This window comes from Embleya sp. NPDC025285, assembly GCF_055558835.1.
Genome location: NZ_JBVHLU010000064.1, coordinates 23,920 through 35,843 on the forward strand (window position 1 = coordinate 23,920; position 11,924 = coordinate 35,843).

At 68.0% G+C, this 11,924-nt stretch carries 10 protein-coding genes; 3 read left to right on the forward strand and 7 right to left on the reverse strand.

Translation table 11 applies throughout. The features are described 5' to 3' along the window. Positions 1–39: 39 nt before the first annotated feature. A complete protein-coding gene (locus tag ACZ4FV_RS33735) occupies positions 40–681 on the reverse strand; it encodes a hypothetical protein (protein WP_402235614.1) in 642 nt (213 codons plus the stop codon). A 996-nt stretch (positions 682–1,677) separates the two neighbouring features. Here ACZ4FV_RS33735 and ACZ4FV_RS33740 point away from each other — a divergent pair. Then, entirely contained in the window at positions 1,678–2,370 is a 693-nt protein-coding gene (locus tag ACZ4FV_RS33740) for a hypothetical protein (protein ID WP_402235613.1), read from the forward strand. Between the two features lie 404 nt (positions 2,371–2,774). Here ACZ4FV_RS33740 and ACZ4FV_RS33745 read toward each other — a convergent pair whose 3' ends face one another. From ACZ4FV_RS33745 to ACZ4FV_RS33760, 4 genes are read right to left on the reverse strand one after another with little or no spacing between them, the layout of a single operon-like run. Next, positions 2,775–3,371: a GTP-binding protein gene (locus ACZ4FV_RS33745; protein WP_395868556.1), complete on the reverse strand. Its 597-nt coding sequence runs from the start codon at positions 3,369–3,371 to the stop codon at positions 2,775–2,777. Beyond that, positions 3,352–3,735, reverse strand: a complete 384-nt coding sequence (locus tag ACZ4FV_RS33750; protein ID WP_395868558.1) for a DUF742 domain-containing protein — start codon at positions 3,733–3,735, stop codon at positions 3,352–3,354. Before ACZ4FV_RS33750 ends, ACZ4FV_RS33745 begins: the two co-directional genes overlap by 20 nt. After that, positions 3,732–4,166 carry a roadblock/LC7 domain-containing protein gene (locus tag ACZ4FV_RS33755; protein WP_395868560.1) on the reverse strand — a complete coding sequence of 145 codons (435 nt, stop codon included), beginning with the start codon at positions 4,164–4,166 and terminating at the stop codon, positions 3,732–3,734. The genes ACZ4FV_RS33750 and ACZ4FV_RS33755 overlap by 4 nt, the downstream gene beginning before the upstream one ends. Continuing rightward, a complete protein-coding gene (locus tag ACZ4FV_RS33760) occupies positions 4,163–6,508 on the reverse strand; it encodes a sensor histidine kinase (protein WP_465324044.1) in 2,346 nt (781 codons plus the stop codon). Before ACZ4FV_RS33760 ends, ACZ4FV_RS33755 begins: the two co-directional genes overlap by 4 nt. Positions 6,509–7,245: 737 nt before the next feature. Here ACZ4FV_RS33760 and ACZ4FV_RS33765 point away from each other — a divergent pair. Then, entirely contained in the window at positions 7,246–8,457 is a 1,212-nt protein-coding gene (locus ACZ4FV_RS33765; protein WP_465324045.1) for a phosphotransferase, read from the forward strand. 637 nt (positions 8,458–9,094) lie between these two features. On the opposite strand, the gene ACZ4FV_RS33770 is transcribed toward ACZ4FV_RS33765, so the two are convergent. Next, the gene (locus ACZ4FV_RS33770) at positions 9,095–10,105 is read right to left on the reverse strand and encodes a WD40 repeat domain-containing protein (RefSeq protein ID WP_395868571.1); all 1,011 of its coding nucleotides are present in this window, start codon (positions 10,103–10,105) and stop codon (positions 9,095–9,097) included. 39 nt (positions 10,106–10,144) lie between these two features. On the opposite strand from ACZ4FV_RS33770, the gene ACZ4FV_RS33775 reads away from it, so the two are divergent. Further along, entirely contained in the window at positions 10,145–10,483 is a 339-nt protein-coding gene (locus ACZ4FV_RS33775; protein WP_402235601.1) for a hypothetical protein, read from the forward strand. Positions 10,484–10,853: 370 nt separating this feature from the next. Here ACZ4FV_RS33775 and ACZ4FV_RS33780 read toward each other — a convergent pair whose 3' ends face one another. Continuing rightward, complete coding sequence (locus ACZ4FV_RS33780) at positions 10,854–11,681, reverse strand: MBL fold metallo-hydrolase (RefSeq protein ID WP_395868573.1); 828 nt, start codon at positions 11,679–11,681, stop codon at positions 10,854–10,856. Positions 11,682–11,924: the final 243 nt, after the last annotated feature.

The window sequence follows — 11,924 nt, forward strand, 5'->3', positions numbered from 1 at the left end:
CATCACGCCGACCGCACCGTCCGCAGCACGGCACGGGCGTCACGGGCAGGAGATGCGCACCTCGTCCCCCTTCGCGTCCGCCGCCGCGCTCGGCGCGCCCTCCAACGTGGCGCTCGCGACTTCGTAGCTGCCGTCCTGCCATTCGCTGGAGGCCTTGCTCATCGCCTCGGCGTTGGCTTGGTACAGGTCCCGCCATTCCCGCAGCGGGCGCGCCTCGTTCGGGTCGGTCGGCAAGGCAACGCCCTTGATGCGCGTCGTCAACGCGGCAAGTTCCGTACTTGCCTGGGACAGACTCAGACCGACCGCGTTCAGGTCCTGATCGGCGACGGCCTGGTTGAGTTCGGTGACCCGTCGCGTGATGCCGTCGATCTTGTCGCCACAGATCCTGTTCACCGTCTCGACGTACGCCGCGCCCGTCTGCGCCGGCTTGCCGTCGTCCCTGAGACCCGAGTCCCCACCGGCACGCGGGTTGTCGACCCCTCCCCCGCTCCCGCCGTCGCCCGTCACGTCGAGCGGGCCGATGCCCAGCGCGACCAGCACACTGAGCACGGTCGCGAGCGTACCCACCAGTGTGAGGACCAGCATGAGCCTGCCGTGTCCCTCCTCGCGTCTGCGCTCGCCCCCGGGCGGCGGCATCTGCTGCGGATACGACTGATAGGGCTGTTCCTGTCGATAACGCATTCTGTCTCCGGATCCCCGCGTTTCCCAAAGCTTCGATACCCCGCGCACGCGCGCGCCGGGTGGACTTCAGGCCGTGCCGGATCCCGCCCAGTCGTCCGCAGGACCCCCCTCGCGGAAACCGCCGACTGGACCGGGCCCCCCGCTCCGACCCCTGTGTGACTTGTGTGGGGTATTCGCATCGTCGACCCGGGCCGAAGCCGTATCGACGTCGATGTCCGGATGGACGGCACCGCACCGGCGGCGGTTCCCGGAGCGGGCCCCCGGAGACCACGACGAGGGATGACCATCGGCGAAAGCCCGGCCGCAGACGCCCGAACCAAGACATGGCGCGCATATCCCGTTCTGCCGAAAGGCGAGCCGAACCTCCGGCGGGGATTCCCGACTTGCGGCCGCTCCGCCGCGACGCACGAAGGCTGCGTCGGCCTCGACGGCCGCGCGGCGATCCGAAGAACCTCGCGAGGACGACCACTCGAACTCCTCCCATCCAGGCCGCTCTGCCCGCGAGGTCCACGCCGTGGTGTCGGGCCGTACGCACAGACGCCGTCGGCTCGGCCGAGCCGCCTGGTACTCCTGTCGGATCCCTGTCCGGAACCTTCGTGGCACCTCACCCGACCGGCGAATCAGCGTCGTGGGACGGTGAGACAGTCGTCTCGACCACCTCCAAAGGCCCGTTTGCGCGTTCTCATCCGTATTCCGCACGCCCGGAACCGCCCTGCTTGACCGGATGTCCGCCAACGATCATGGTTGTTGCGCACTGTTCGTTCAGGTCCGGGAGGTCCATCCATGTCCGGCGATTACCCCGGACGGCCACCGCGGCCCGAGACGCCTCCACCGGGCGGGCCCCAGCCCGGCATGAGTCCGCCTACTCCGCCCCCGGGGATCTATTCGGGTCCGCCTTGGCAGCCGACGCCGGCCGGGTTCCATCCGGGTGCGCCGCAGCCGCCCGCCCCTCCGCCGCGCGGTCGGCGTGGCCTGGTCGTCGGACTCGCTGCCACCGTGGCGGTCGGCGTCATCGCCGCCGTCGCCGTGATCGTCATCGGCGACGACTCGGACCCGGATCCCGCATCGCCGCCGGCAGCCGTGCCCACGACCGGCGCGACCTCCTCGGCCGCACCGTCCGCGCCGGGCGGCGCGCCCACGACCGCCGCCCCGGAGCCGCAGCGCACCGGCCCCTGGACGCCGGTCGTCAACGATCCGTCGACCTGGCCCGACGCCTGCATGCTCCTGAAGGCCGCGGAGGTCAAGGCGGCCATACCCGGGGCCACGGAGGTGATCGCAACCGGCGAAGTGGTACCGGCGGACAAGGACGATCCCCGCCCGGTCGTGCACAACAACACCTGCCACTTCGCGGTGAAGACGGGACAGGCCGCCGATCCGGTCAAGGACCCGATCAAGCTCGACCTCAACCTCCTCGACGTCAACACGGAGCCGGTTCTCGCGGCCGACTACGCGGAACGCAAGTCTCGGTCGTCGAAATACGATTCGATCTTCAAGGACCTACGCCGCACCTTCGGCGCCGATGACGCGTTTCTGGTCTCCGGTGACGTCGTCTTTCGGAAGGGCCCCTATCTGTTCGGTATCGCCATCGACGGAGACCTCGTCGGAACGGACGGCGAGGATCTGGGCACCTTCGACTGGGGCCCCGAGGTCACCCCGCCTCTGGCGATGTTCGTGCTCGAGAGGTTGTGACCGAGGCCGCCCCGGCCGACGAAGATGCCGAGGCGAACGTACCCGGGCGCCCTCCGACGGTGTCCGAGCCGGCAGCCTCGCGTTCGGCTGAACGTCCGGCTGTGCACCGGCGCGTGCACACGAGCCCGGACGCCGGCGCGGGCACGCGGGCGGGGTCGGCACGACGCCGGCGCGACGGAGTCGATCCCGCACGCGTTTCGTCTGTTCCAGGATCCCGTGATGAGTGCTGAGCTTCTCACCCTTACGGTGGCTCCCCACGACGGACCACGCGAGATCGTCGGCGCCGAGGTCGTGCCGGTGGACCAACGGTCGGGCCTCCACACCTGCCTCGGGGCGGTGACGCCGCTCGCGGCTTCGCCCGCCGTCCGAAGTCTTCGGACGGCGGGCGAAGCCGTCGTGGCGGCCTACCCGGGGGCGCCGGCCTCGGCCATCATGTGCTCGACGAAGGTGAGCAGCAGGTCACGGCAGGAATCCCGGCGGCGGACGTCACAGACCATGCTCGGCACCCGAGGATTCAGGCTCAGCGCCTCGCGGATCTCGTCCTCGGTGTACTCCATCCGGCCGTGGAAGTTGTTGATCCCCACGACGAAGGGAATACCGCGGCGTTCGAAGAAGTCGATACTGCCGAAGCTGGTTCCCAGCCGACGCGAGTCGACCAGGACGACCGCGCCGAGCGCACCGACCGCCAGGTCGTTCCACATGGACCAGAAGCGCTCTTGGCCGGGTGTGCCGAAGAGGTAGAGCACGAGGTCGTCGTTGACGGTGATACGACCGAAGTCGAGTGCGACCGTGGTGGTGACCTTCTCCTCGATGCCTTCGAGGTCATCGACACATGCACTCGCCGAGGTCATCACCTCCTCGGTGCGCAACGGCGGGACCTCGCTGATCGAGCCGACGAGTGTCGTCTTGCCGACGCCGAAGCCGCCCGATACGAGGATCTTGACGGCGGCTGCGTTCGCGGGGACACCCCCGCCGCCCGGGTCATAGTCTGCGGAGACCATCACGCACTTTCCTGAGTATTTCGAGGTCGGGGATCCGGGCCATGGCGACCGGTGGGCGGACGTGGACGTGTCCGGCGTCGAACAGGTCGTCGATGATCACCTTCGCGATGCTGACCGGCAGGTCGATACGCGCGGCGATCTCCGCAACGGCCTGAGGCTCACGGCACATGCGCAGGATCGCGAGGTGCTCCGGGTACAACTCCCGGCGTTCCGCGGCTCCTTCGGCGTCCTTCTCGACGGTCGTCACCAAGGTGATGAGCGTCAGGTCGTCCCGGGCGGCCCGGGTGCGTCCTTGCGTCAAGGTGAAGGGACGGACCAGCGGTCCGGCCTCGTCATCCCAGGCCGGCTCGGTGAGGTCGGTCACCCAGGCCCACCTCTCGACGGGTCGTCGGCGTCGTCCCGAGGAGCCGTGCCGAGGAATTCACCGACCTTCTGTACCAGGGTGTTCATCTCGAAGGCCACGATGCCGACGTCCGCGTCGCTGTCCGCGAGAACGGCCAGATGTGCGCTGCGGCCGGCACAGGTGACGAAGAGGAAGGCGTCCTCCATCTCGATGAGCGTCTGGGAGACGGCTCCGCCCTGGAACCCCCGTCCGATACTCCGCGCCAGACTCTGCAGTCCCGAGGTGGCGGCGGCGAGCTGTTCCGCGTCGTCGCGTCCGAACGTCTCGGATTGGCTGATCATCAGGCCGTCCTCGGACAGGACGACGGCGTGCCTGGTCCGCGGAACGCGCTTGACCAGGTCTGTCAGCAGCCAGTCGAGTCGGCTGTTCGTGGCGGTCGTGGGCTGGCTCATCGTGGTTCCTCAATCGCCGATGTGCTGTCGATCGGATCTCCGTCCGACGCCGGCGCGGCGTCCGTACGGACTACTTGTGGGGCCTGGTGTCCCGCGCGGGCGCGTTCGGACGCGGTCCGGAAGGCGCTGACCATCGCGGCTGCCGATTCGGGGGACCTCGGGGTCGACTCGCGTGGCTCCTTCGCCGGTTCCGGTACCGGGGCCTCCCCCCGCAGCGGTGCGGGCAGGTCTGCCTGGGGTACTCGCCGTGGTAGGGGTCTGCGCCCCGAGGGCCGTTCTTCCTCGCCCCGCGCGGGCATCACGGTGACGGTCTGTCGCTGCGGCGAGGAGGGCGGTTCGAGCACGGTCGCCGGGGCGTCCTGGGACGACTCGGCGACGTCGATCTCGCCCCGGGCACTGCTCGGTTCGGGCCCCGATTCCTCGCGCTTGCCGGCCTCGTCGTCACCCGGTTCCGGCGACGGTTCGACGTTCCGTTCTCCGGAGAGAAACACGATGGCGAGGGTCCCTCCGTAGGGTGAACTGCGCAGGGTCACCGTGATGTCGTGCTGCGCGGCGAGTTGGGCGACGACGAACAGGCCGATGCGCACGTCCTTCGCGAGCGCCACCACCTCGAACGGAGCCGGATTGGCCAAGTTCGCGTTGATCGCGTCGAATTCGGTGTCGGACATGCCGAGACCACGATCCTCGATCTCGATCACGACGCCCTTGGCGGCGCTGGACGCACGGATTTGCACGGGCGTCTTCGGCGGCGAGAAGGAAATGGCGTTCTCGATCAGTTCCGCGAGGAGGTGGACCACCGCTCCCACCGACGGCCCGGCGAGGGCGGTGCCGGCGTCCGCGGTGACCGTCACCCGTTCGTAGTCCTCGATCTCGCCGAGCGCGCTGCGCACGACGTCGATCACCGGCACCGACTTGCTCCACCGACGTCGCGGTTGGTGCCCGCTCAGGATGACGAGGTTCTCTTCGTACCGGCGGACGCGGGTGGCGAGGTGATCGAGGGTGAACAGGTCCTTGAGTACGTCGGGATCCTGGTGGCGTCGTTCCATGCCGTCGAGTTCACTGAGCTGACGACTGATCAGGGATTGGGTGCGCAGGGCGACGTTGTAGAAGACCTTGGCATAGCCCTGACGTTCGTGGGCGAGTTGCTCGGCGCTGTCGAGAGCGACCCGCTCGGTCGCCTTGAACGCGTGCGCGATTTGACCGATCTCGTCGTTGCCGTAGGGAAGTTCGGCGCCGCCCGCAGCCGCGCGGGCCTCCTCGATCGATTCCCCGCGGCGGAGCCGTTCGACGACGATGGGCAGGCGCTCCTCGCCGAGTTCCACGGTCGCGGACCGGAGGCTGAGCAGTCGGCGGCGCAGCGAGCGGGTGATGCGCCAGCAGAGAACCGCCACGACAACCACCGCGAGGAGTCCGAGGACCGCCACCAGCCGTGCGGTGAGCTCCAGTTCGTCGGCCCTGTCCTTGTTGACGCCGTTGGCCCGCAGCGCTGTTTGATTGGCGAACCGGTCGAGTGCCGCGTTCACTTCGTCCATGGCCGCGCGCCACTCGGCCGCCCGTACCGGAACGGTGAACCCCTGCTCTTTCCCGGAGACGACCGGACGCGCGGTCATCATCGAGTTTTCGGCGGCGACCATCCGCTCCCAGGCGGGAGTTTGGGTGATCGCGACGAACGCGTCTCGAAGGTCCTTGGGCGTGAACGTCAGCATCTGGTCGTACAACGTGCGTCGACTGCCCACGGCTTGGAGGAACTCGGCGTAGTCCGCGGCCGGCATGACGCCGTTCCTCGGCGAGTACATCAGCAGCACGTCTTCGCGCGCGATCATCTCGTCGGCGCGGAAGGCGTTGACCGGCATCTGGGACAGGAAGACCAACGGGCCGTCGTCGAGATACGTGAACGCGTTGAACATCGTGACGTGCAGATTCACGCCATTGTCGTAGAAGCGCAGCAGGTCGGTCTGCCCGCCTTGGCGGGCATCGATGCGGGAGCGCGCCTCCGGCAGCAGCGACAGGGCACTGCGGATCGTGTTCGCATGTCGCCGGACGTCGCCGAGGGAGTCCGGCAATCCCTTCCGGGCGAGCGTCTCGAATCGTGCCGCGACCGAATCGGTCTGCGCCCGTTGGGTTTTGAGGGCCCCGAGGGTCCGCGGATCGTCAGGCGCGGTGAGCCACGCGGCACTGAGCCGCCGTTCTTCCTGCAGTGCCCCCAGGACCAGGAGCGTGGGGAATCCCGCCCGTTGAGAGAGCTTGTACTGGTTGTTGAGGTTGTCGCTCTGTTTCCACAAGCGCTGCGTTGTGAAGCCCCACAACAGCAACAACGTCAGGGAGGGGATGACCGTGAGCACTATCAGAAGCGTGCGGATCGACGCGCGGCGCCTGGTTCGGTTCCGCGGGCCGTGCGCCCGATTGAGTAGGTTCATGCTCTCTTCGTGGGGCTAGGGCGGTTGCCGAGCTGCCATGGACAAGTCGCGAATCCGCTGTCCGACGTGGTGAACCCGGATGGGCGCGGGAGTCGTGTCGCACCGCCCCCGTCTGGTTCTCCATGCCTCGGGCAGACTGTCCTTCCTCTGGAAGAACCGGGCTCATCGTCGTACCGCATCGCAAGCCGAAGCCGCCGGGCCGTGTGGATAACCCGTGGCGCCTGCCGGCAAAGTTGATCACAGCCGCGTGGCGACGCGCCACAATTGAGCCACAGCGTTCGTGTTTCGGACAGCGCCGGCGCATTTCGTACCTCTGCGTTTTTTCGACGAGATGTTCTGGATAGTCTGCCGCCGGCGTGGCGAACGCCCGGGGCCGCAGGGTGGCTTCGGGCGGGTTCACGGACGGGTTCGGTCACGGCGTTGCGGGCCGACCGCACCCCTTGCACGTCCCGGTGGAGCCATCGGCCACGGTTGCCCGAATCCGCGGATCGTGAGTCGATTTCCGGCCGGCCGTCGCCGGAGGGTTCTCGATCACGGTGAAGTCCCGTTGCCCGACGGTGCCTTCGCACCCGCCGTGTGGACCGCCACGGCCCAGTCGTCCCGATGTCGACGCCACCCGCCGACCACGGCATCAGCCCGACCCGATCTCGCAAAGGACGCTCATGGCACCCCGAACACACGCCGGTAGTCCCGCCCTCGACATGGCCAAGGGAGTTCTGCGCTACGGTCGCCACTTCCTCCTGGAGCGAATCTCGTCGCCACGTGTGAACGGGCCGACCGATGTGCCGGTCTTCGGCCGACAGATCACCAGGGAATGGTTGACGGCGGTCCTGTGTGAGGGGCATCCCGGCACGGCGATCGAGTCGTTCCGGGTCGAGGACGCGACCAGCGGTACGTCCACCCGCCTGCGCATCCACGTCGCCTACAACGAGGCGGGCGGCCGTGCCGGGCTTCCGGAGACACTTTTCGCGAAGACCACCGCTTCCTTCACCCAGCGCCTGACGCTGGGACTGGCGGATGTCCTCGAAGGAGAACCCGGGTTCTTCAAGCACCTGCGGAACGATCTCGACATCGAGGCGCCGCATGGATACCACGGAGCCGCCGACAAGGCGTCCGGACGGTCGATCGTGCTGATGGAAGACCTCGGCGAGACCAAGGGGGCCACCTTCTGCACGCCCCGAACGCCCATCTCGCGCCCGCAAATCGAGGATTTGGTCGCGAGTATGGCCACCTGGCACGCGCGTTACTGGGAGGCCCCCGAACTCACCGAGCACGCCTCCTGGTTGAAGCAACCCAGTGATCACTTCCACAATCTGGATCGGCTGATCCAGATGCGGAAGCGCTCCAAAGTCGGCACGGAACGAGCCGCGGCCGTGATTCCGGACGCGCTGACACCCTTGTTCGACTCTCTCTATGCAGGGCTCGAAGCGTCGCTTCGGGTCGCCGACGAGGGCCCGCAGACCCTTTTGCACGGCGACGGCCATGTCGGCAACACATACGTCACCTCCGCCGGCCGGATGGGCTTCACCGACTGGCAGGTCGTCATGCGGGGGAACTGGGCCTTCGACTACACCTACACCGTCACCACCGCGCTGGCGGTGGAGGACCGGCGCAGTTGGGAAAAGGATCTGCTGAGCCTCTACCTGGAGAAGCTCGAAACGGCCGGCGTCAAGGCACCGGACTTCGACGCCGCGTGGCTCGCCTACCGTCGTCAGACGTTCTATCCCTGCTTCGCCTGGTTGTACACGATCGGACGTGGCCCCCTCCAACCGAAGATGCAACCATCCGAAACCAGCCTCAGCGTCATCGAACGCACAACCAACGCCCTGGTGGACCTGGACTCACTCGACGCGCTCGACACCGTCGACCGGTAGCCCGTGGCGCCATCTCGACGGGGACGGGTCGACCGGAGCACGCCGGGTGAACGCGGGCGGGATCGCCGCCCACCCTCGACCTCGAAAAGACACGGGCCGCGAAACCCCACCGCGGTATTGGAACTCCGGCTGCCTCGGGGCTCGTACGCGAGGACCGGGTCGGTGACCGCGGTGGGGCTTCGCGTGGCGGGGCGTGACTTCCGGTGGACGCGGACGTAATCGACGGCGAACGTGAGCGGATCGTCGTCACTCGGGCACTACGCCGCAGGTCGTGTCCGTGTCGTCGCGCCGCGCGGGTCAGGATGGTGAGGCTGATGGGGAGATAACGGGACCCGCTCCATAGCAGGGACGACCCGAAACCGCATGATCACATCAACTCGCCCGGAACTGAACGAAATTGGATGAAACCCGAGAAGCGCACCGTTCCCGTTGCGGTTACCGTGCCCCGTCCGCGAATGGTTCCCTACGTTCCCTTTTCCTAACTGACTGCGCTGGATCAGTACTTGGCTGGGCGGGCCGGTGCAGACGCACATGGTTGATCTGCTTGATCCGCTAGGTCATCAGACGGACTTCACCGACCATCCGTACCGCACGTCGGCGCAGCTCCCCAAGTAGGGGTACTTGGGGCGGCTCGTGATCATGTGGGCAGACCCCAAACGCGTATCACGCCGTCCTGGCCGGCGCTGAGCGCGACATCGCGGCCACGCAGCACTGCGGTCTTTACGGCCAGCACGCGGCCTTCGTGGTCGACCAGTGGGCCGCCGACCGCGACGCCTTCGGCCAGGTCCCAGACGCGCACGGTCGCATCCTCGGATCCGGTCACCGCCAAGGGCCGGCCGCCGACCATGGCGGTGTCCACCGCTTCGATCCGGCCGTCATGGCCGTTGATCGGCTCGTACCGCGGCTTGATCGCGTCGTCCTCATGTTCGCGGTCTTCGGCCGTGTCGGGCAGTTCCCAGACCCACAGTTGCCCGGGATCGGCCGCCGCGACCACCACAGGTCGGTTCTCGACGCGGGACCACGAGACGGCCCAAGTCGACTCGGTCGTGTTGAATACTTGCTTCCGGTCGGGTCGGGCGAGATCCCAGGCCAACACGCTCGATCCATCGGCTCCGGCGACCAGTGAGCGGCCGTTGATCTCCGCGGTGGCGAGACTCCAGACGTGCACGTCCTCCGCAAGCAGTGTCCAGGAGTCGAAGGGCTCCTCCCACAGCAGGAGGACATCGGAGTTGTGTCCCGAGGACACGAACCGGGCCGGCCCCGGACCCCGCACGGTGGCGACGGCCCCAAGGTAGTCGTCCTCGCCAAGGGTTGCGCGGCGAAGCAGCTCACCGGTTTCCAAGTCCCAGAAGGAGACGGGCTGTTCGTCGTGACCGGCGGCCAGCACCACGCGCCCGCCGGCAACGGTCACCGCCACCTGGTCGATCTGGTTTTCGGCATCGGGGTAGTCGTCGATGATGTCTTGGTCGTATCCGAACGGCAGTGGCCGTTGCCGCCAGACATCCCGCAACGGATCCCAGGTCCACACGCGGTAGGACACATCCACGCAGACGACCAGGGGATCGCCGTTCATCGTTACCACCGCGAGGTCCTCGATTCGCGTCGAGGAAGGTATTTTGCTGGCCAGCAGGGGCGAGTTGTCAGGCATGCAGCGGAATCTAGCCGATGCACGGTTCCACTGAGGCCGGTGCATTGGCTACTGCCGCAGATCGACGGCCGGCCAGAACCCGGACATCAGATCGATGCAGCTTTAACAGATCTCGTCCCCGACGGTCAGGCCGGCAATTCGGCGGAACGTCGGGACGCCGAGGTCCACGCGCTGCTGCCGCCGGGCTACTTCGGCGTCGAGCTGCGCGATTTTGTCGCGGGCGCCGCGGCGAGGCTGATCCGCAGTCCCTCGATCTCGCCGAGCCACGCTTCGCGTTCGGCCTCGGCGATGCGGGCGGCCAGGTTCTCGCTGATCTCGGCAAGCCGTGTCCGCTGCGCCGGATCCGGCCGCAGGAGCGCTCACAGAAACATGCCCTGACCTGCGAAAATACCGCGGATAGTTCAGTCGACAGGGCGCCAGGCCCTCACCTTGCACCGACCCGAGCAATGGAGCGCCGTCGAGCGCCGGTCCACCCCGGCCACCCGGCACGCCCCGCACACCGGGCACATTGCCTCGCCCACGCCGCTCGTCTCGGCGACCGTGCGCAACCGCAGACGCCGCCCTCTCCCCCACGACCTGGCCCGACACGCCCCCGAGCAGTACACCGCCCGGGGTCCCGCTCCCGGCCGCAGCCGCTCGCCGCACCCCGGACAATCCCGCTTCCCGGCCTGTCCGACGTCCTCGGACGCCCCACCGGCGTACGACTCAACCGACCCTCAAATCCGGGATCTGACACAGGTTCCGATCGCTAGCCGGGCGTCCCGTCGTGCTCGCTTCTCTGGGCGTGGCGCCGGAGTTGCCCCGTGTGAATGTCGCGCACCCATTCCCAGCCGGGTTCTGCCGCTGGGCCGATGCGCGGGTCGTCGGGAGTGTGACCCTCCCGCAAGGCATGGGCGTACGCCCGATCCCGGTCGATGCGTGCGCGTAGCCGGTCGGCCCCGCAGACGGACCCGTGACCGGGGACGAGGACATCCACCTCGCCCGCCACGCCCTCGAGCAGCCGCAGTCCGACGAGGTAGTCCTCGATCGGGTCGGCGGTGTCGTCGAGCATCGGAATCAGGACGTCGGAAAGCATGTCGCCGGCGACGAGAACGCCGCGTTCCTCGATCAACAGCGCCGCGTGGCCCGGGGCATGAGCCGGATGCTCGATGATCCGGACTCGAGGGCCGTCCCAGGGAATCCACGTGGTTCCGGCGGGCAGACCGGTGACGAGGCCGAACAGGTCCAGCGGTGTCTCCTCGGCGATCTCCGGCGGCAATCCCTCGGCTACGCGGGCCTTCCAGTCCGCGTTCGACAGCACATCCCGCATATGAGCCGCACAGCCGGCCGTACCGTAACGGGGCGCTTCGCCGAGATCGGCGTGCCAGAGCACGTGATCCCAATCGGGATGCGTCGCGAAGCCTGCGACGACGGGCTGCCCCAACTCGCGAAGGTCGTTCGCGAGGCAGGCCATCTCGTCGCCCGTGATGCCGGGGTCGACGACCAACACGCCCGCCCTGCCCTGCACGACAACGGTGTTGTTCCGAAGCAACGCACTCTGGTGGACCAGCACGCCCTCCGCGACCCGCCTCAGCATGGGGACTCCTTCCGCTTGTGATTGCCAACCGTTTGTCGAGACCGTATGGCCTGACGGTGGTGGTATGTGCCTTCCGGCACACCGGCCGGGACGGCGAACCTCACGACCGGCGGACGGTTCGGCTGCCGCCCTCAGGGCCCCGGGGTCGGAGAAGGGACCGGCTCGACGTACTCCGAGCCCTACTGCCAGGACTCGCACGCTAGACCCGACCGCCGACACCACCACACCGGCGCGGGGCGAATT